This window comes from Ruegeria sp. N10, assembly GCF_056531545.1.
In genome coordinates this window covers 89,379-108,692 of record NZ_JBQFLY010000007.1, presented here as the reverse complement: position 1 = coordinate 108,692, position 19,314 = coordinate 89,379, and the positions used below count along the sequence as shown (strand labels likewise).

The window sequence follows — 19,314 nt, the reverse complement described above, 5'->3', positions numbered from 1 at the left end:
GCACACTGATCTGGCGAGGGGAGACGTCTGATGAGTCAGCCACAGATTACGTTAAACGACCGGTTCGATCTTGAGAAAAGCCCCGTTCTTCTGAACGGAACACAGGCGCTTGTCCGGTTGATGCTGATGCAAAAGGCCAGAGACCGGCAGGCGGGACTGAACACTGCGGGGCTGGTGACTGGATATCGTGGCTCGCCACTGGGCGCTGTTGATCAGCAGATGATGCGGGCGCAAAAGCAGTTGTCCCAAAGCGATGTTACGTTTCAGTTTGGATTGAACGAAGATCTGGCGGCAACAGCGCTGTGGGGCAGCCAACAGGCCGGCTTGCGCGGCGACGGTAAGTTCGATGGGGTTTTCGGTCTTTGGTACGGCAAGGGGCCGGGCGTAGATCGGTCCGGTGACGTCATGCGCCACGCGAATATGGCCGGTACCGCCAAGCATGGCGGTGTGCTTATGGCGATGGGTGATGACCATACTGGCGAAAGCTCGACCGTGTTGCATCAGTCCGAATGGTCACTGGTGGATATGTATATGCCTGTCGTCAGCCCGGCGGGCGTGCAGGAAATCCTCGACTACGGAATTTACGGCTATGCCCTCAGCCGTTTTGCCGGGGTTTGGGTTGGGCTAAAGACCATGAAGGACACAATCGAGGTTACTTCGGTTGTGGATGGTCGCCCCGACCGAATGCAGGTTGTCGTACCTGATTTCGATATGCCGGAAGGCGGTTTGAATATCCGCCTTGGGGACACGCCGCACCTGCAAGAAACGCGCGTCATCGATTACAAGAGGTTTGCTGCCGAGACGTTTTCACATGCCAACAAGCTGGACAAGCGGATATGGGGCAAACCGGGTGCAAAGATCGGGTTTGTTGCGGCCGGTAAGAACTGGCTGGACCTGACCCATGCGCTCTCGCTTTTGAACATCGACGAGTCCGAAGCCGAGCGGCTGGGGATCACGACCTACAAGGTGGGACAAACCTTCCCGCTGGACATGGTCGGGTTCCACGACTGGGCCGAAGGACTGGACCTGATCGTGATCGTCGAGGAAAAGCGCAAGCTGATCGAAGTTCAGGTCAAAGAAGCTATCTTTGACGACCGTCGCGGCCGCCGGGTTTATGGGTGGTACAAGGGCGGCGCCGGTACGTTGCATCGCGACGAACTGTTCCCGACCCGCGGCGCGCTGGACCCGATCATGATTGCCGAAAAGCTGGGTGAGATCCTGATCGAAGAAGGGCGCGAAACCGATGGTATTCGTGTGGGTCTGGCCTCATTATCCGAAGCACGCCGGGCTGACAACGCACAGGAAATTGCAACGCGGCTTCCGTATTTCTGCTCGGGCTGCCCGCATAACAGTTCGACCAAAGTCCCCGATGGCAGCCGTGCCTATGCAGGGATCGGTTGTCATTACATGGTTCAGTGGATGGACCGGAACACCACCGGCTTTACCCAGATGGGCGGTGAAGGCGCGAACTGGATCGGTGAGGCACCGTTTTCGACCACCAAACACGTGTTCCAGAACCTTGGCGATGGCACCTATAACCACTCGGGCGTTCAGGCGATCCGCGCGGCGTTGTCAGCGGGCACGAACATCACCTTCAAGATCCTGTTCAACGATGCCGTCGCCATGACGGGCGGGCAGGAGAATGAAGGCGATCTGACCGCGGAACGGATCGTTGCCGAGGTCAAGGCCATGGGTGTCCGTGAGGTTGCTCTGGTCTATGACGAAAAGGAAGACGTGAACTTCAAGGCTTTGCCGTCGAGTGTTCAGACGTTCGAGCGTGCGGAACTGATGCAGGTGCAGGAGAAATTTCGCGAGATCGAGGGCGTCTCGGTCATCGTTTATGTTCAGACCTGTGCGGCCGAAAAACGCCGTCGCCGCAAACGCGGCACGTTCCCGGACCCGGACAAGCGTGTGTTTATCAATACCGATGTGTGCGAAGGCTGCGGCGATTGCGGGGTGCAGTCGAACTGTGTGTCGATTGTGCCCAAGGAAACAGAACTTGGGCGTAAGCGCGCCATCGATCAGTCAAGCTGCAACAAGGACTATTCCTGCCTGAACGGCTTTTGCCCATCCTTTGTCACGCTTGAGGGGGCGAAGATCCGTAAAGAGGCAACGACCGAAATCGACTTGCCGGACCTGCCGATGCCGGTGTTGCCCAAGATCAGCGGCACCCATAACGTGGTGATCACGGGTGTCGGGGGAACCGGTGTTGTCACGCTGGGCGCGATTCTTGCGCAGGCTGCCCAGATTGACGGCAAAGGCGCGGGCATGATGGAAATGGCGGGCTTGGCGCAGAAGGGCGGCGCGGTTCACATCCATTGCCGTCTGGCCAACGCACCCGAAGACATCAGCGCCATCCGTGTCGCAACCGGCGAAGCCCATGCGCTGATCGGCGGTGATCTGGTGGTGTCCGCTGGAGCCAAAACTTTGGGCCTGACGCGCACAGGCCGTACAGGCGCCGTTGTGAACAGCCATGAGACGGTAACAGGCGACTTTACGCGCAATACCGAGTTCCGCATTCCTGCCGATCAGCTGGAACTGGCCCTCCAGGCACGGTTAAAAGAAGGTGTCTCGCTGTTTGACGCGACCGAGTTGGCACGCGCCGTGATGGGCGACTCGATCTATTCCAACATGATGATCTTTGGCGCGGCGTGGCAGCGGGGGTTGTTGCCCGTCAGCCATCAGGCGATCTTTGATGCCATCGAATTGAACGGAACTACGATTGAACGGAACAAGCGTGCGTTCGATATCGGGCGTTGGGCGGTTCTGCATCCCGCTGAAGTGCAGTCCATTCTGTCCCCGACCGTGACCGAGATGCCCAGATCGCTGGATCAGAAGATCGAATTCCGCGCAAGCCATCTGACCGATTACCAAAGTGCGCGGCTGGCCAAACGGTATCGCAAGCTGGTCGACAGTGTTGAGGATGCGGATATCCGCGAGGCGGTGGCAAAAGGCTATCACAAGCTTTTGTCCTACAAGGATGAATACGAAGTCGCGCGCCTTCTTCTGACAAGCCGTGACAAAGCCGCTGCCGAGTTCGATGGCGATTTCAAGATGACGTTCCATCTGGCCCCACCTTTTTTGGGGGGATCGGGCAACAACGGCAGACCCCGCAAACGTGCGTTTGGCGAAGCCATCCTTGGCCCACTGAAGCTTTTGACCCGGTTGAAGGCACTGCGCGGTACGCCACTGGATATCTTCGGCTATTCGTCGGAACGCAGGATGGAACGTGCGTTGATCCGTCAATATGAAAAGGACATGCGCGAGGTTCTGCCGCTTGTATCGCAGACAACACGCGATGCGATTGCCGCCCTGGCTCGTTTGCCGCTGGATATCCGTGGGTTTGGCTCCGTATTGCGCGAGAACGAGGCCCAAGCAGCCAAACGGCGCGAGGAGTTGCTGGCCGTCATTCGCGGCGGAGGGACAGGGTTGCAGGCTGCGGCGGAATAAAACGTCACAAGCGTGTCACGATAGCTAGGCAAAATTGTTACTTGCACTTATTTTGCAGGCAGCAAACCGGAGACCCATATGCCTTCCCGTCATCATGCCGTTCGCGACATTTCCTATGCGCATTCCGCCGAAACCAAAGGTGGGCGGATGGTTATCAAGCTGATGGAGAACACGACGGGCCGTATGCGCCTGATCAAACGCGCGGACGGGTACGAGAAAGACGTTGCCAATGGGCGCGACTTTTGGGCTGTGATGGTCGAACGCTATGGGCTGACACTGGACGTGGCGGGGGGATCGCTTTCGAATATCCCGAAAGACGGTCCTCTGATCCTGATTGCCAATCATCCCTACGGAATTCTGGATGGCCTGATGATGGGACATATCCTGTCCGAGACGCGGGGTGATTTCCGCATTCTGGCCCATCGGGTGTTTCGCAAGGCCGAAGACCTGAATCGCATCATTCTGCCAATTTCGTTTGATGAAACGAAAGAGGCGATGCAGCTGAACCTTGAGACCCGCAAAACCGCACTCACATATCTGGGCGAAGGCGGGGCGATCGGCATTTTTCCCGGTGGGACGGTCAGCACCGGGGTTAAGCCGTTTTCCCACCCCATGGATCCGGGTTGGCGCGGGTTTACCGCGCGGATGGTTGCAAAATCGAATGCCACAGTTGTTCCGGTTTTCTTTGATGGCCACACCTCTCGTCTGTTTCAGATCGCTAGCCATCTGCACAGTACTTTGCGGATGGGCCTGCTGATCAAAGAGTTCAAGAAACGCGTTGATACACCGGTGAAGGTCGTAGTCGGAGAGCCGATCAGGCGCGACATTCTGGACCCGCTCAGCAAGGATACGCGCAAGATGATGGATTTCCTGCGCAAAGCCACGTATGAGCTGTCTCCAACGCCGTTGAAGTCTTATGACTACGGCTATGAGTTTGAGGAACGGCATCGCGCCTGAAGGATCTAATGGCAGTAGGTATCTTCGATTCCGGTTTGGGCGGTCTGACCGTCCTGAGTGCCGCACAGCAACGTCTGCCGGACGTTGATTTCCTGTATTTTGCAGACAGTGCACACGCGCCATACGGTGTGCGTGATGCCGAGGATATCTATCAGCTGACCCGCAAGGCGGTTCAAGATCTGTGGTCGCGTGGCTGCAATCTGGTGATTCTGGCCTGCAACACGGCCAGCGCCGCAGCGTTGCGGCGGATGCAGGAAGAAGGCGTGCCCAGCGGCAAACGCGTTCTTGGCGTTTTTGTCCCGTTGATCGAAGCACTGACCGAACGGCAATGGGGCGACAATTCTCCGCCGCGCGAAGTGGCCGTCAAACATGTGGCGTTGTTTGCAACGCCTGCCACCGTGTCCAGCAGGGCCTTTCAGCGGGAACTGGCATTTCGGGCCATCGGAGTAGATGTCGAGGCACAGGCATGTGGCGGCGTTGTGGATGCCATAGAAGACGGTGACATGATCCTGGCCGAAGCCTTGGTGCGCAGCCATGTGGATGCGCTGAAACGCAAAATGCCAGAACCTCAGGCTGCTATTCTGGGCTGCACGCATTACCCGTTGATGGCCGAAGCATTCCAGGCGGCGTTGGGTGACGATGTGCAGGTTTACAGCCAGGGTGCGCTTGTTGCTGACAGTCTGGCAGATTACCTGCAACGTCACCCCAACATGTTGGGCGAGGGCCCGAGTGGTTTTCTGACAACTGGCAAACCCAATGTAGTCAGCGACCGGGCGACGCAGTTCCTCCGACGACAAATCACGTTCCAGGCTGCCTGACTTAGGTCAAGGACGCAGCCACTTTGCTTCCCTTATTTCAAGGCCGTCACATCGGCGGTCGAAACATGTGACACTCAAGTGAAAGAGGTCTGACATGACCCATAAAATCGCAATTTTGGGCGCTTCGGGCTATACCGGCGCTGAACTGGTGCGGCTGATCGCCGAGCACCCGAACATGGATATCGTCGCGCTGGCCGCCGAACGTAAGGCTGGCATGACCATGGCGCAGGTTTTCCCGCATCTGCGCCACATGGATCTGCCTGATCTGTGCAAAATCTCCGAGATCGACTTTTCGCAGGTTGACCTGTGTTTTTGCGCTTTGCCGCACAAAACCAGTCAGGAAGTGATCCGGAACTTGCCGAAAGATCTGAAAATCATTGACCTGTCTGCCGACTTCCGGCTGGCCGACCCCGACGAGTACGAAAAATGGTACGGCAATCCGCATACCGCGCTAAAACAGCAGGAAGAGGCGATCTATGGTCTGACCGAGTTCTACCGCGAAGACATCAAGGGGGCACGGCTTGTTGCGGGCACCGGGTGCAATGCGGCGACCGGGCAATATGTTCTGCGGCCGCTGATATCTGCCGGGGTCATTGATCTGGACGATATCGTTCTGGACCTGAAATGCGCTGTGTCAGGGGCAGGGCGGTCATTGAAGGAAAACCTGCTGCACGCTGAACTGAGCGAAGGCAGCAACGCCTATTCCGTCGGAGGGACACACAGGCATCTTGGCGAGTTTGATCAGGAGTTTTCGAAACTTGCCAGTCGGGCTGTGCATGTGCAGTTCACGCCCCACCTTATCCCTGCAAACAGGGGTATTCTGGCCACAACCTATGTGAAGGGCGACCCGCACAGCATCTACGAAACGCTTGCCAAAGCCTACGCGGACGAGCCGTTCATCCAGATGCTGCCGATGGGTGAGACTCCTTCAACCCACCATGTGCGGGGGTCGAATTTCTGTCATATCGGTGTTGTGGCGGATAGGATTGAGCGGCGCGCAATTGTGATTGCGGCGCTGGATAACCTGACAAAAGGTAGCAGTGGGCAAGCCTTGCAGAACGCGAACCTGATGTTAGGTGAAGATGAAACTCTGGGCCTGATGATGGCCCCGCTTTTCCCGTGAGGATGGTATGAAAACGCTCAAGAAACGTCGGCGCGTACAAGTCATTCTGGTGGCAGTTGTTGCCTTGGTGGCGGCAACTGCGTTGATTGGTTGGGCATTGCAGGACGGGATCAACTTTTTCCGCTCGCCCAGCGAGGTGATTGCAGAGCCGCCGAAACCGACCGAAGTGTTTCGGATTGGCGGCTTGGTCGAAGAAGGCTCGATCATCCGCGGACAGGGCGAAACCATCCGTTTTGTTGTAACGGATGGCGGCGAAAGCGTTCCGGTCTCGTTCACAGGTGTTCTACCTGACCTTTTCTCGGAAAATCAGGGAATGATCGGCACGGGAAGTTACGTGAACGGCGTCTTTGAAGCGACTGAAATTCTTGCCAAACATGATGAGACCTACATGCCGAAAGAGGTCATGGACGCTCTGAAAGAGCAAGGTGTCTACAAAGGCGCGGAAGAAAGCTGAAGCCGTTTGACTCTGTTACGGAGCGTTGCGTGCATGGTGCATGCAGCGCTCCGTTTCGTCTTAAATCATTAATTTCTGTCGGAAACGGTGTGGCCACCTAACGTTACGAGGGTGGTATGCAAACGGTTCGGCAAATTGCCAAAGAGATTGTGGCCCGTGAAGGGGGCTTTGTTGATGACCCCGACGATCCGGGCGGGGCAACCAAGTTCGGGGTCACGATTCACACCCTGCGCAGGCTGGGTTTGGATCTGACTGGCGACGGTCGGGTTGACGAGGCGGATGTGCGCGCAGTGTCCGCTCGACAAGCGGTCGACATCTTTGTGCAGCACTATTTCGACAAGCCGCACATTGCGGAGCTTCCCGAAACCCTGCATGCTTCGGTTTTCGACATGTATGTGAATGCCGGTGCGCAGGCGGTGAAGATCCTTCAGCGGCTGCTACAGGAAATGGGGTTTAACGTCACCGCCGACGGCGTGATAGGCCCGCAAACCGTGGCGGCCTGCCAAAGCGCGGCGCAGCCAGAGCCCGATGTCCTGCGCGACGCCTACGGGATTGCGCGGCGAAACTACTATTTTCGCCTTGCTGATCAGCGGCCTGCATCCAGAAAATACGCGCGTAGCCGATCAGGCGGCAAAGGTGGCTGGATAAAACGGGCCGAAGAATTTCTTTCGCCGCGTTATCATCTTTCGGACAGCGAATTTACCAGAAGGATCGCGGCATGGGGCTGATTTCAGGTGTGCTGGCGCTTTTGTTTGGTAACGGGCGCAACGTCTTACAGGAAACCGCAGAACTCTATCGTGAAAACACCGAAGCAGGCGCAGTACGCGCCAATGAGATTCAAACTCAGGCCATGGTGCAGTTCGGTAGCGAATTTCAGGCACCTCAGAAGGGTCTTTTTGACCGTGTCATGGACGGCGTGAACAGGTTACCGCGCCCGGCGCTGGCATTGGGAACGCTTGGCTTGTTTGTTGCCGCCATGGTCGACCCAATATGGTTTGCCGCACGGATGCAGGGCATAGCCTTGGTCCCAGAGCCGCTGTGGTGGTTGCTGGGCGTGATCGTATCGTTTTACTTTGGCGCGCGTCACCAAAGTAAAATGCAGGATTTTCAGCGGGATATCCGCTCAACCATGACGCAACTGCCAACGGTCTTGAGCAATATCGAGGCCTTGCGCACCATGCAGAGCGACAGCCCCGGTGCTGCCGATCCCGGTCCGGATGCTGTACTGACCCGCGATGTCGTACTTCCCGAAGAAAACCAGGCTCTGAACGATTGGCGAAAGCTTCGCGGTATCTGACCCGCGACACTTTGTGCGTGCAGAACTAGCTAAAGGTCATGGCCCCCGGTTCCGCACCGGCGTATATTCCGGGGCATGATTACAGAACTTGGCCACTTCACCCTGATCCTCGCGTTCTTTGTCGCCATAGTGCAAAGCGTTGTTCCACTTATCGGCGCCTCAAAACGCTGGACCGGCTGGATGGCCTTTGCAGAGCCCGCCGCGATCGTCCAGTTCCTGCTGACGGCGTTTGCATTTGGTGCTTTGATCTGGGCGTTTGTAACGTCTGACTTTTCCCTCAGGATTGTGGTCGAGAACAGCCACACGGCAAAGCCGATGCTGTACAAGATCAGCGGAACATGGGGCAACCACGAAGGATCCATGCTGCTGTGGGTGCTGATCGTCACCCTGTTTGGAGCGATGGCGGCTTTCTTTGGTGGCGGCTTGCCACCGACACTCAAAGCCCGTGTTCTGGCCGTTCAGTCGGCCATTGCCGTGGCGTTTTTCGGTTTCATCCTGTTCACGTCGAACCCGTTTGACAGGCTTGCCATCGCTCCGTTTGACGGGCGTGACCTGAACCCACTGCTGCAAGATCCCGGGCTGGCCTTCCACCCGCCGTTTTTGTACCTCGGCTATGTCGGGCTGAGCATGGCATTCAGCTTTGCGATTGCTGCCCTGATCGAAGGGCGTATCGATGCAGCATGGGGCCGGTGGGTGCGCCCCTGGACGCTGGCGGCATGGGTTTTCCTGACTATCGGAATCGCGTTGGGATCCTGGTGGGCTTATTACGAACTGGGCTGGGGCGGTTTCTGGTTCTGGGACCCGGTGGAAAACGCATCCTTCATGCCCTGGCTGCTAGCGGCGGCGCTGTTGCACTCGGCAATTGTCGTGGAAAAGCGCGAAGCATTGAAAAGCTGGACCATTCTGCTGGCAATTATTGCGTTTGGATTTTCCCTGATCGGCACGTTTATCGTGCGTTCAGGTCTGCTGACCTCGGTACATGCTTTTGCCAATGATCCTGAACGCGGTGTGTTCATCCTGATCATTCTGGTCTTCTTCATCGGTGGCGCGCTTACCTTGTTTGCCGCGCGGGCGCAGGCGATGGAGGCCAAGGGCGTTTTTGGCATGGTCAGCCGCGAAAGCGCGCTGATCGTGAACAATGTCCTTCTTGCGGTCAGTTGTTTCGTTGTCTTTGTCGGGACGATGTGGCCGATGGTGGCCGAGATGATGTTCGACCGCAAACTCTCGGTCGGGGCGCCGTTTTTCAACGCGGCCTTTTCACCGTTCATGGTTTTGCTGGGTCTGATCCTGCCGATCGGGGCCATGCTGCCGTGGAAACGCGGTCGGTTGGGCAAAACGGCCTGGTCCCTGCGCTATGCCTTTGGTCTGGCGCTGGCGATTGCGTTGTTGGTTTGGGCAATGCAGACCGGTCGCAGCGCGCTAGGGCCCGTAGGCCTGTTTCTGGGGGCATGGATCACTTTCGGTGCCGCCATTGATTTGTGGAGCCGGACAGGCCGCAATGGCAGCTTCAAACGTCTGATCCGACTTCCGGGCGCCGATTGGGGTAAGGCAGTTGCCCATACCGGCCTTGGCGTGACGATCTTTGCGATTGCCGGTCTGACCGCGTGGGAGGCAGAAGATATCCGTGTGGCGCAGCTGAACCAGCCGTTCGAAGTAGGTCAGTTTACACTGACGTTGCAGGACGTGCGACGGGTACAGGGTCCGAACTATTTTTCAACCACGGCTGATGTTTTGGTGGAAAAGGGCGGTCGCGCCATCGGAACGCTGCATCCCGAGAAACGGGATTATCCCGTCGCACGCATGCCGACGACCGAGGCCGCGATTGACTATCGTTTTCTTGGTGACCTTTACGTCGTCATCGGGGATCAGCAGGCAGACGGTGGCTGGGTCATGAGAACCTATATCAAACCGCTGGCGAACTGGATCTGGGGTGGATGTATCCTGATGGCGCTCGGCGGTGTCCTCAGCCTGAGCGACAGGCGCTTCCGCGTCGCCGCAGGCGCGCGTAAATCCCCCGCTGGCGGAGTACCCGCAGAATGAAGCGCCTTGTTCTGATCCTGCTGCTGCTTGCAGCACCCGTGTTTGCGGTACAACCTGATGAAGTTCTGGACGACCCGGTTCTGGAGCAGCGGGCGCGCGACCTGAGTGTTGGATTGCGGTGCCTGGTGTGTCGCAATGAAAGCATTGACGAAAGCAACGCCGATCTGGCGCGCGATCTGCGTCTGCTTTTGCGCGAACGTTTGGTTGCGGGTGACAGCGACGAAGAGGCCATCTCGTTTATCGTTGACCGCTACGGCGAATATGTCCTGCTCAAGCCCACCACCAGTGGTTCGAACCTGCTGTTGTGGCTTGCCGGGCCGATCATGCTGCTGATCGCTGCCGCAGTCGGGCTGAACTTTCTTCGCACACGCGCAAGGGCGCAGGTTTCGGGTGAAACCGAAGCTCTAAGTGCGGAAGAACAGGAACGCCTTCGCCAAATTCTTGAAGACTGACGTTTGGTTCTGCTTTTCCCATCCTGCCCGGACAAGTAAGTGTGCTGAAACACGTGGCGCGAGGGAAAAGTTTTCATGAATTACGAAACGGTTCTATTGGACATATCGGATGGTCTGGCGGTTTTGACCCTGAACAGACCGGACAAGATGAACGCGCTGACCACTCGGATGCGGGCAGAGATTACCCACGCGATGAAAGATGCCGCGGTTAAAGCGCGCTGTATCGTTATCACCGGCGCGGGGCCGGCGTTTTGTTCCGGGCAGGATCTGGGAGATGCATCATCGACCGGCAAGATCGATCTGGAACGATCATTGCGCGACGAGTACGAGCCGATGCTGGAAGCCATCCACAGCTGTCCTGTTCCGACGATCGCGGCTGTAAACGGACCTGCTGCGGGGGCAGGGGCCAACCTTGCGCTGTGTGCGGACGTGGTTATTGCAACGGAGAGTGCGTATTTCCTGCAGGCTTTTGCACGTATCGGCTTGCTGCCCGATGCCGGGGGCACTTGGTTCATGCCGCGTCAGATGGGCTTGGCCAAAGCAATGGGGGCCGCCTTGTTTGCTGACAAGATCAGCGCCCGGCAGGCCGAAGAATGGGGCATGATCTGGGAAGCTGTCCCCGATGATGCGTTTGCCGCACATTGGCACAAAAGGGCAGAATATCTGGCCAAAGGTCCAACCGCCGCCTATGGCGCGATCAAGCGTGCCATCCGCGGGACCTACGAAAACACATTGCAGCAGCAGCTTGCAACCGAGGCGCATCTTCAAGGTGAATGTGGCCGGTCGCGGGATTTTGCAGAAGGTGTGGTGGCGTTCATGGAAAAACGCCCTCCGAAATTCGAAGGGCGTTGATAAGCGTTAGGCGCGGCGACGGCGACGCGTGCGGCGTTCCGGGCCTGCGTTGTCCTCGGTTCCGTCCGAAGCCGACGAAAACGGCCCCAGTGCCTGGGTGATCTGATCCAGTGTCGGGCGCTCGCCGCGCGAAGTGGTATCCAGCGCTTCGCGCATTTTGCGCAGATGATCAGGCATGGTCCCGCAGCACCCGCCGATGATTGTTGCGCCCGAATCCCGTGCCATGGCAGCATACCGACCCATCAGTTCGGGTGTCCCGTCATAATGGATATGGCCATCCACGTATTTCGGGATGCCCGCATTGCCCTTTGAGATCAGCGGACGCTCGGTGCCTTGCGCTGCAAAACCCAGAACCGTGCGCAGGATATCCGACGCGCCGGTTCCACAATTGGCTCCAAAAGCGATCGGTGGGTTTGGCAAGGTTTCGACCAAAAGCGCAAGATCGGCCGAGGTGACACCCATCATCGTGCGCCCGGCCGTGTCAAAGCTCATCGTGCCGCACCAGGGCATGTCGGCCAGCGCAAAGGCCTCGGCTGCCGCGCGGAATTCCTCTGGCGCGCTGATGGTTTCCACCCAAAGAACGTCAACTCCGCCCGCTTTCAAAGCCTCGGCCTGTTCATGGAACATTTCAACCGCGTCGGAATGCGACAGGCTGCCGACCGGTTCCATAATCTCGCCGGTGGGTCCAACCGATCCGGCCACGACGATAGGGCGCACGGCTTTGTCCGCGATTTCACGTCCAAGTTCTGCGCCGATACGGTTCAGCTCGCCCACGCGGTTCTGCGCATCATGCAGTTTCAGACGCGCCGCAGTGCCTCCAAACGTGTTGGTCAGAAACAGGTCGCTGCCCGCATCGACCGACCCCTGATACAGCGCCCTGATCTTGTCCGGAGCATCCACGTTCCACAGCTCAGGCGCGTCACCTGATTGCAGACCCATGTTAAATAAATTGGTCCCCGTTGCACCGTCCGCAAGGATGGCGTCTTTGGTGTCCAGAAGTTTGCTCAGCGCGTTTGTCATAGGGTTATTCCAGAAAAAGCGTATAAACGCTGCAAAAAAAACAGAGACGCCCCGTGTCTCATGACCAGGGCGTCAAATCAATTTCATAAAACTCATGAAGATCATGAATTCTGCATTTCAGGCAATCAGTGCTCGCCTTCCACCATCACCTGTTCTTTGGCTTCAACCAGAAGCTCGGCCATTTTCGAACGGATCGTGGCTTCATCCGCAAGATCACCCAAGTAGGCTTTGACCGCCTCGACAACATCGTCTTCGCCGACATGCTGTAGGTCGGTATGAACCAGTTCCTGGCCGTATTTCCGTGCCTGTTCAACAGTTTCGCCCTTCAGCGCAGACGCCCAGACAGCCATAAAGCGGTTGCGGCGCATCCGAGCGATGAACTGCATCTTTTCGTCATGGGCGAATTTGCTTTCAAACGCGGCTTCACGTTCGTCGAATGTGGTCATTGGTTGGGGACCCCTTGGATTACCGTTTCTCACTGATGATATGACAATAGGACACTCTGGGTGCAAGGTATTTGCGCTGCGTCAAAGGCCCTCGGGGCAGCGAACTTGCGGGAACGCAGGGCTTGCACTATGAGGACGCCAACGTGAAGGGACTCATTCCCTTTCGCCAGTCTGGAAAGGTCGCTTATGGCGCGTCGCAAGAAAATCTACGAAGGCAAGGCCAAAATTCTGTATGAAGGCCCCGAACCGGGCACCATCGTACAGTATTTCAAGGATGACGCCACCGCGTTCAATGCCGAAAAGAAAGACGTGATTGACGGCAAAGGCGTGCTGAACAACCGTTTGTCTGAGTTCTTCATGACCGGGCTGACCCAGATTGGTATTCCGAACCACTTCATCCGGCGCCTGAATATGCGCGAACAGCTGGTGCGCAACTGCGAGATCATTCCACTGGAAGTGATCGTGCGCAATTACGCGGCCGGTTCGATGTCGAAACGTCTTGGCATCGCAGAAGGGACGCAATTGCCACGTCCGATCGTTGAATATTGCTTCAAGGATGATGCTTTGGGCGATCCTCTTGTCACCGAGGAACACATCGCCGCGTTTGGCTGGGCCAGCCAGCAGGACATGGACGACATCCTCAGCCTCGCGCTGCGCGTGAACGATTTCCTGAGCGGCGTGATGCTGGCGGTGGGTATTCGTCTGGTTGACTTCAAGATCGAAATCGGGCGCGTGTTTGAAGGCGACTATCAGCGGCTGGTCGTTGCGGATGAAATCAGCCCGGACAGCTGCCGCCTGTGGGATATCAAGACCGGTCAGAAACTGGACAAGGATGTATTCCGCCGCGATCTGGGCAGCCTGACAGATGCCTATTCCGAGGTCGCCCGAAGACTGGGTGTGCTGCCTGCCAGCAACGTCACCAAGCCGACGCTGATCAACTAAATACCACGCCTTAGCAGCGCCGCCCCCTCAGGGCGGCGTTTTGCCTTTGCCAAGTTGTTGGCAGAGCAGGGTGTTTGCGTGTGGCCGGGCCGTTTGATCAGATGACTATTGCGAAGTTTCCAGCCACCTTGCCGGCAAAACTGCTCAGGTCCATCTGACAGCGCAGGATCGTCACCTACCTGCGGCAAACTGCGTTTGAAACAGGGTTGTCGAAACCCATCAGGCGCGCTATCCCCCGCGCAACGAAATGGGCCTTGTATGCGGCCCTCAGTTGGAGTTGCCAAAATGAAAGCACGGGTTCATGTGATGCTCAAGAACGGGGTGCTGGACCCGCAGGGCGAAGCAGTACGTCACGCATTAGGTGCAATGGGCTTTGATCAGGTCGAAGGCGTACGTCAGGGCAAAGTCATCGATCTTGAGCTTGCCGATGGCGCAACCGAGGCAGACGTGACCGAGATGTGCGAAAAGCTTTTGGCCAACACCGTCATCGAACGCTACGAGATCGAACTGGTCTGATTGATGCGGGCCGCGCGTCTGATCACCTATCGTCAACCGCTTGAGGTGTCGACGATCCCCGATCCGGTTCCCGCCGAAGACGGTGTTGTGGTGCGAGTGCTGGCCTGCGGTGTGTGCCGGTCCGACTGGCACGCGTGGTCGGGCTCAGACCCGGACGTTGTCCTGCCCATGACACCCGGTCACGAGTTTTGCGGCGAGGTGGTCTCGGTCGGTGCGCGCGTTAAACGGTGGCGTGTTGGGGACCGGGTGATTGCGCCCTTTATCCTTGCCTGTGGGCATTGCCCGGACTGCGCAAAGGGTCATCAGACAATCTGTCCGAACCAGGTCGTGCCCGGCTTTACCTGTGACGGGGCTTTTGCTGAATATGTTGCCGTGGCTCATGCCGATGCCAACCTGACATCCTTGCCCGACAGCATCGCGCCTGAAATAGCCGCCGCATTGGGGTGCCGCGTAACCACAGCATGGCAGGCGCTTGTTGGCCGGGCGCAGGTGCAGGGTGGCGAGTGGATCGCTGTATTTGGCGGTGGCGGTGTCGGAATATCAACGCTTCTTCTGGGCAAAGCGCTCGGCACGCGTGTTATTGTAGTCGATATCGCCGAGGACAAGCTGGCCTATGCCAAAACTCTGGGCGCCGACGCGGTGGTCAATGCCGCGACATGTGATGCCCCACAGGCGGTGAAAGACATCACCGGTGGCGGCGCCGATGTTGCGATCGAGGCGCTTGGCGTCGAAGCCACGACCGTTTCCGCCATGCGATCCCTGCGCAAAATGGGGCGCATGGTGCAAATCGGAATGCCCACGGGGGACCATGCGCAGATGTCGTTGCCGATGGATGTGCTCTATTCTGGTCAGCTCTCCGTATTTGGCACCCGTGGGATGCCAAGCTGGCGCTATCCGTCGCTGTTTTCGCTGATCGCGGGTCAAGGGGTCGACCTGAGCCCGCTGGTGACCCGGAAAATAACCCTGAACCAGGTAAGCGCCGAGCTTGCCGCTTTTGACCATCCAACGCCTCCGGGTGTTGCGGTTGTCACAGATTTTGTCTCGTAGGAGGGCCCGCCATGCGTGCAGCCGTAATCGTTTTCCCCGGATCCAACTGTGACCGAGATCTTGCCGTCGCCTTTGAGCAGGCCGGTTTTCAGGTCGATATGGTCTGGCACAAAGACGCGGCTTTGCCCGAAGGTATTGATATCGTGGGCGTGCCGGGCGGGTTCTCTTATGGAGATTACCTGCGTTGCGGCGCAATCGCGGCCCAATCGCCGATTTGCAAGGCCGTCGTCGAACACACGCAGCGCGGCGGTTATGCCGTAGGCATTTGCAACGGTTTTCAGGTTCTGACCGAAACCGGCATTTTGCCGGGCGCATTGCTGCGCAATGCTGGGCTGAAATACATCTGCAAGACCGTTGGCCTAAGGGTTGAGACCAGCGACTGCGCGTTTACCAGCGGCTACAACGCAGGCGATGTGATCGGTATTCCGATTGCGCACCACGATGGCAACTATTTTGCGGATGACGCGACGCTGGCCGCGCTGAAAGATCAGGACCGGATCGCTTTTACCTATGCCGAAAACCCGAACGGCTCGATCGGGGATATCGCCGGAATCCTGTCGGAAAACCGCCGCGTTCTTGGAATGATGCCGCACCCCGAACGCGCAGCCGATCAGGGTCATGGCGGCACAGACGGGGTGGCGTTGTTCCGCGCATTGTCAGGTGTGTTTGAAGCGGCGTGACTTGAGGTCTCGCCCGCCGGGGCGTAACCTTTTGCCATGAACACAGAAGTTCGATCTGGCTGGTCAAATATGTTGAAACCGTTTCGTGGTGCGCCGCTGGGCTGGCGGTTGCGGCTGGCGGTTCTTGTTCTGCTGGTCGCGACAATTGCAACGGTCTGGGTGACGAACCGGCTGTTGACTGACAGGTTCACCGAATCCACGCGCAACCGGGCAGAGCTGCGACTGACGCTGTATTCGGGCAACTTGCTGAGTGAATTGCGCCGCAACTCGATTGTTCCGCAATTGCTGGCCCGCGACCCGACGTTGATTTCGGCATTGCAGTCAGGCGATTACACCCTGTCTACCCAACGCCTTATTTCATTCGTGGAAGAGATCGGCGCGGCCTCACTGGTTTTGCTGGACAGCGACGGGCGCACAGTTGCCGCGACCGACCGAAACAGGTTGGGCGAAGGACATCGGAACACGCCATATTTTGTGGATGCGATCCGCTCGAACGCGACGATCTTCTCTGTTATTCCCAAGGACGCAGGCGGGTACAGCTTTGTGTATTCGCGCCGGTTGGAGAACGGGGCCGAGTTCCTGGGCGTAATCGTCGTCGAGGTTGACCTGCAAAAGTTCGAACGCGCTTGGGCAGGTATCTCGGACGCGGTGATGGTTACCGACAGCACCGGCAACATCATTTTGTCCACGGAACCCCGCTGGCGCGGGCTGGATGAGAACACGGCGATGCTGCGCCAACCGCCACAAGGGGCGATCCAGCGCGCGATCCGGGCAACAACCGATTGGACCGCGCTGCCGCCTGATGCCTATCTTCAGGGCGAAGCGGTGATGCGGATCGAGACGCGCATTCCGTTCCGCGGCTGGCAGATGACCTCGTTCACGACCTATGCCTCGATCCGGGAAAAGGTGAACAGCGTTCTGGCGCTGGAAATCATGGGGTTTGCGATTCTTCTGGCGCTCGCGTTCTATGCGTTGAGCCGCCGTGCCACGTTGCGCATGACCCTGTTCCAGCGCGAGTCGGCAGAGCTTCGCGCATTGAACGCACGGCTACAGCGGGAAATCGCTGAACGTGAACGGGTTGAAAAGACGCTGGATTTGGCGGAACAGACGCTTGCGCAAAGCTCGAAACTGGCCGCTCTGGGCGAGATGTCGGCAGCGGTCAGTCATGAGTTGAACCAGCCTCTGGCGGCAATGAAAACCTATCTGGCCGGGGCCCGTCTGCTGCTGCGCCGCAACCGCCCGGAAGAGGCCCTTGCCAGTTTTGGCCGCATCGATGGTCTGATCGAACGGATGGGCGCAATTACCCGGCAGCTCAAGTCTTATGCACGCAAGGGCGCGGATGCGTTTTCACCAGTAAATCTTGGTGAAGCGCTGGCCTCATCCCTGTCGATGATGGAGCCTCAACTGCGTCAGCGCCACGTGAAGATCACGCAGATCGTACCAGAGGAACCTGTGATCGTAATGGGGGATCGAATGCGCATCGAGCAGGTCATGGTCAACCTCTTGCGAAACGCGCTGGACGCCACCAAATCAGTGGTGGAGCCGGATGTGGAAATCATCCTGGCAGCAGGTGATATGGCAGTGCTGACCGTACGTGACAACGGGCACGGAATCGAGGATATCGAAAACCTGTTCGAGCCGTTCTACACGACCAAACAGCCCGGAGACGGTGTTGGTCTGGGGCTTGCCATCTCGTCAGGGATCGTGAACGACCATGGGGGACGGTTGACTGCGCGCAATGGCCAATATGGCGGTGCGGTGTTTGAAATGCAGTTGCCTGCACTGGGAAGCGACGGCCTTGAAGCCGCGGAATAACGAGGAATGACTATGGCACAAGCCATGAAAATTGCCATTGTTGACGATGAACAGGACATGCGCCAGTCGATTAGCCAGTGGCTCGCTTTGTCCGGCTATGACACGGAAACCTTCGCCAGCGCGGAAGATGCGCTCAAGGTGTTGGGACCGGATTATCCGGGGATAGTGATTTCGGACATCAAGATGCCCGGAATGGACGGCATTCAGCTTCTCAAAAAGCTGATGGGCGCTGACAGCACGTTGCCCGTGATCATGATCACCGGTCACGGCGATGTTCCGATGGCTGTCGAGGCGATGCGTGTCGGTGCATTCGACTTCCTTGAAAAACCCTTCAATCCCGACCGCATGTCCGAACTTGCCAAACGGGCAAGCAATGCGCGGCGTCTGACGCTGGACAACCGCGCGCTGCGCCGGGAATTGTCCGGCGGCACCCAGATCATGAACAAGCTGATCGGCGCCAGCCCGGTTATGGAACGTCTGCGCGAGGATATCCTCGATCTGGGTCAGGCGGATGGCCATGTGCTGATCGACGGAGAGACAGGGACCGGAAAGACGCTTGTTGCACACGCCCTGCACGCGGTTGGCAGCCGCGCCGGTAAGAAGTTCGTGCTGGTGTCCTGCGCGGCGCACGAGGAAGACGCGTTGGCCAAACGTCTGTTTGGGCCGATGATGCCTGAAGACGCCCAATTGCCCGCCATCGAAGAGGCGCGGGGCGGAACGCTGGTTCTGGAAGATGTCGAAGCGCTCAACGATTCCCTGCAAGCCAAGCTGCTCAGCGTGATGAACGAGCAGGGCACGCCGGCCGAGACACGCATCGTAGCGATCTCGAACCTGCAAGAGGCCGGAAAAACCTCCGAAGATGTCTTGCGACCTGATCTGTTCTATCGATTGGCCGCCTTGCGCATCACCATGCCGCCCCTGCGCCAGAGGGGCGAGGACATCCTGACCCTGTTTACCCGTCTGAGCGAGCAGTTCGCAGAAGAATACGGTTGTGATGCGCCTCAGGTAAGCGCTCAGGAAGCCGCGCAGCTGTTGCAGGCGCCCTGGCCGGGGAACGTGCGCCAGTTGATCAACATTGCCGAACGCGCGGTACTGCAATCGCGCCGTGGGTCCGGAACGATCGCCTCGCTGTTGATGTCGGATCACGAGGAAATGCAGCCGGTCATGACCACCGAAGGCAAGCCGCTGAAGGAATATGTCGAAGCCTTTGAACGGATGCTGATCGACAACACGATGCGGCGGCACAAAGGATCTATCGCGTCTGTGATGGATGAACTGTGCCTGCCGCGCCGAACGCTGAATGAAAAGATGGCCAAATACGGCCTCCAGCGGTCGGACTATCTGTAAACTGTGTGACGGGGGCTCTGCCCCCGTCGCCTTTGGCGACTCCCCCGGGATATTTTTG

At 58.0% G+C, this 19,314-nt stretch carries 18 protein-coding genes; 16 read left to right on the top strand and 2 right to left on the bottom strand.

Translation table 11 applies throughout. From position 1 onward, the window contains the following. Nucleotides 1-30 precede the first annotated feature (30 nt). The 10 genes from ACR0JI_RS11645 to ACR0JI_RS11600 all read left to right on the top strand — a co-directional run bounded on the left by ACR0JI_RS11645 (nt 31) and on the right by ACR0JI_RS11600 (nt 11,443). Entirely contained in the window at nt 31-3,450 is a 3,420-nt protein-coding gene (locus ACR0JI_RS11645) for an indolepyruvate ferredoxin oxidoreductase family protein (protein ID WP_480493258.1), read from the top strand. A gap of 78 nt (nt 3,451-3,528) precedes the next feature. Then, entirely contained in the window at nt 3,529-4,407 is an 879-nt protein-coding gene (locus tag ACR0JI_RS11640) for a lysophospholipid acyltransferase family protein (protein ID WP_480493256.1), read from the top strand. Between the two features lie 8 nt (nt 4,408-4,415). Continuing rightward, a complete protein-coding gene (locus tag ACR0JI_RS11635) occupies nt 4,416-5,225 on the top strand; it encodes a glutamate racemase (RefSeq protein WP_480472593.1) in 810 nt (269 codons plus the stop codon). A 94-nt stretch (nt 5,226-5,319) separates the two neighbouring features. Further along, the gene (gene argC / locus ACR0JI_RS11630; RefSeq protein ID WP_480472595.1) at nt 5,320-6,348 is read left to right on the top strand and encodes an N-acetyl-gamma-glutamyl-phosphate reductase; all 1,029 of its coding nucleotides are present in this window, start codon (nt 5,320-5,322) and stop codon (nt 6,346-6,348) included. Between the two features lie 7 nt (nt 6,349-6,355). After that, a complete protein-coding gene (ccmE, locus tag ACR0JI_RS11625) occupies nt 6,356-6,802 on the top strand; it encodes a cytochrome c maturation protein CcmE (RefSeq protein ID WP_209504023.1) in 447 nt (148 codons plus the stop codon). A gap of 116 nt (nt 6,803-6,918) precedes the next feature. Further along, nucleotides 6,919-7,530 carry a holin-associated N-acetylmuramidase gene (locus ACR0JI_RS11620; protein WP_480472597.1) on the top strand — a complete coding sequence of 204 codons (612 nt, stop codon included), beginning with the start codon at nt 6,919-6,921 and terminating at the stop codon, nt 7,528-7,530. Then, the gene (locus tag ACR0JI_RS11615; RefSeq protein ID WP_480472599.1) at nt 7,521-8,099 is read left to right on the top strand and encodes a holin family protein; all 579 of its coding nucleotides are present in this window, start codon (nt 7,521-7,523) and stop codon (nt 8,097-8,099) included. Before ACR0JI_RS11620 ends, ACR0JI_RS11615 begins: the two co-directional genes overlap by 10 nt. A 75-nt stretch (nt 8,100-8,174) precedes the next feature. After that, the gene (locus ACR0JI_RS11610; protein ID WP_480472601.1) at nt 8,175-10,139 is read left to right on the top strand and encodes a heme lyase CcmF/NrfE family subunit; all 1,965 of its coding nucleotides are present in this window, start codon (nt 8,175-8,177) and stop codon (nt 10,137-10,139) included. Then, a complete protein-coding gene (locus ACR0JI_RS11605; RefSeq protein ID WP_480472603.1) occupies nt 10,136-10,591 on the top strand; it encodes a cytochrome c-type biogenesis protein in 456 nt (151 codons plus the stop codon). Before ACR0JI_RS11610 ends, ACR0JI_RS11605 begins: the two co-directional genes overlap by 4 nt. 75 nt (nt 10,592-10,666) lie before the next feature. Beyond that, nucleotides 10,667-11,443 carry an enoyl-CoA hydratase-related protein gene (locus ACR0JI_RS11600; RefSeq protein WP_480472605.1) on the top strand — a complete coding sequence of 259 codons (777 nt, stop codon included), beginning with the start codon at nt 10,667-10,669 and terminating at the stop codon, nt 11,441-11,443. A gap of 6 nt (nt 11,444-11,449) precedes the next feature. Here ACR0JI_RS11600 and bmt read toward each other — a convergent pair whose 3' ends face one another. After that, a complete protein-coding gene (bmt, locus tag ACR0JI_RS11595) occupies nt 11,450-12,463 on the bottom strand; it encodes a betaine--homocysteine S-methyltransferase (protein ID WP_480493254.1) in 1,014 nt (337 codons plus the stop codon). Between the two features lie 125 nt (nt 12,464-12,588). Continuing rightward, on the bottom strand, nt 12,589-12,909 hold the full coding sequence (locus ACR0JI_RS11590) for a DUF1476 domain-containing protein (RefSeq protein ID WP_480472609.1): 321 nt from the start codon (nt 12,907-12,909) through the stop codon (nt 12,589-12,591). A 186-nt stretch (nt 12,910-13,095) separates the two neighbouring features. On the opposite strand from ACR0JI_RS11590, the gene purC reads away from it, so the two are divergent. From purC to ACR0JI_RS11560, 6 genes are all read left to right on the top strand, one after another. Further along, nucleotides 13,096-13,851, top strand: a complete 756-nt coding sequence (gene purC / locus ACR0JI_RS11585; RefSeq protein WP_209504015.1) for a phosphoribosylaminoimidazolesuccinocarboxamide synthase — start codon at nt 13,096-13,098, stop codon at nt 13,849-13,851. 285 nt (nt 13,852-14,136) lie between these two features. Beyond that, nucleotides 14,137-14,367, top strand: coding sequence for a phosphoribosylformylglycinamidine synthase subunit PurS (gene purS, locus ACR0JI_RS11580; protein WP_117872765.1), 231 nt, complete (start codon nt 14,137-14,139; stop codon nt 14,365-14,367). Between the two features lie 3 nt (nt 14,368-14,370). Further along, complete coding sequence (locus tag ACR0JI_RS11575; protein ID WP_480493253.1) at nt 14,371-15,414, top strand: zinc-dependent alcohol dehydrogenase family protein; 1,044 nt, start codon at nt 14,371-14,373, stop codon at nt 15,412-15,414. 11 nt (nt 15,415-15,425) lie between these two features. Then, nucleotides 15,426-16,094, top strand: a complete 669-nt coding sequence (gene purQ, locus ACR0JI_RS11570) for a phosphoribosylformylglycinamidine synthase subunit PurQ (protein WP_480493251.1) — start codon at nt 15,426-15,428, stop codon at nt 16,092-16,094. A gap of 69 nt (nt 16,095-16,163) precedes the next feature. Then, entirely contained in the window at nt 16,164-17,909 is a 1,746-nt protein-coding gene (locus ACR0JI_RS11565) for a sensor histidine kinase (RefSeq protein WP_480493249.1), read from the top strand. A 12-nt stretch (nt 17,910-17,921) separates the two neighbouring features. After that, complete coding sequence (locus ACR0JI_RS11560) at nt 17,922-19,256, top strand: sigma-54-dependent transcriptional regulator (RefSeq protein WP_480476731.1); 1,335 nt, start codon at nt 17,922-17,924, stop codon at nt 19,254-19,256. Nucleotides 19,257-19,314: the final 58 nt, after the last annotated feature.

Excerpts from the sequence above, each read along its gene's own strand:
- ACR0JI_RS11645 (WP_480493258.1), top strand. The coding sequence starts at position 31 with ATGAGTCAGCCACAGATTACGTTAAACGACCGGTTCGATCTTGAGAAA.
- ACR0JI_RS11640 (WP_480493256.1), top strand. The coding sequence starts at position 3,529 with ATGCCTTCCCGTCATCATGCCGTTCGCGACATTTCCTATGCGCATTCC.
- ACR0JI_RS11635 (WP_480472593.1), top strand. The coding sequence starts at position 4,416 with ATGGCAGTAGGTATCTTCGATTCCGGTTTGGGCGGTCTGACCGTCCTG.
- argC (WP_480472595.1), top strand. The coding sequence starts at position 5,320 with ATGACCCATAAAATCGCAATTTTGGGCGCTTCGGGCTATACCGGCGCT.
- ccmE (WP_209504023.1), top strand. The coding sequence starts at position 6,356 with ATGAAAACGCTCAAGAAACGTCGGCGCGTACAAGTCATTCTGGTGGCA.
- ACR0JI_RS11620 (WP_480472597.1), top strand. The coding sequence starts at position 6,919 with ATGCAAACGGTTCGGCAAATTGCCAAAGAGATTGTGGCCCGTGAAGGG.
- ACR0JI_RS11615 (WP_480472599.1), top strand. The coding sequence starts at position 7,521 with ATGGGGCTGATTTCAGGTGTGCTGGCGCTTTTGTTTGGTAACGGGCGC.
- ACR0JI_RS11610 (WP_480472601.1), top strand. The coding sequence starts at position 8,175 with ATGATTACAGAACTTGGCCACTTCACCCTGATCCTCGCGTTCTTTGTC.
- ACR0JI_RS11605 (WP_480472603.1), top strand. The coding sequence starts at position 10,136 with ATGAAGCGCCTTGTTCTGATCCTGCTGCTGCTTGCAGCACCCGTGTTT.
- ACR0JI_RS11600 (WP_480472605.1), top strand. The coding sequence starts at position 10,667 with ATGAATTACGAAACGGTTCTATTGGACATATCGGATGGTCTGGCGGTT.
- bmt (WP_480493254.1), bottom strand. The coding sequence starts at position 12,463 with ATGACAAACGCGCTGAGCAAACTTCTGGACACCAAAGACGCCATCCTT.
- ACR0JI_RS11590 (WP_480472609.1), bottom strand. The coding sequence starts at position 12,909 with ATGACCACATTCGACGAACGTGAAGCCGCGTTTGAAAGCAAATTCGCC.
- purC (WP_209504015.1), top strand. The coding sequence starts at position 13,096 with ATGGCGCGTCGCAAGAAAATCTACGAAGGCAAGGCCAAAATTCTGTAT.
- purS (WP_117872765.1), top strand. The coding sequence starts at position 14,137 with ATGAAAGCACGGGTTCATGTGATGCTCAAGAACGGGGTGCTGGACCCG.
- ACR0JI_RS11575 (WP_480493253.1), top strand. The coding sequence starts at position 14,371 with ATGCGGGCCGCGCGTCTGATCACCTATCGTCAACCGCTTGAGGTGTCG.
- purQ (WP_480493251.1), top strand. The coding sequence starts at position 15,426 with ATGCGTGCAGCCGTAATCGTTTTCCCCGGATCCAACTGTGACCGAGAT.
- ACR0JI_RS11565 (WP_480493249.1), top strand. The coding sequence starts at position 16,164 with ATGTTGAAACCGTTTCGTGGTGCGCCGCTGGGCTGGCGGTTGCGGCTG.
- ACR0JI_RS11560 (WP_480476731.1), top strand. The coding sequence starts at position 17,922 with ATGGCACAAGCCATGAAAATTGCCATTGTTGACGATGAACAGGACATG.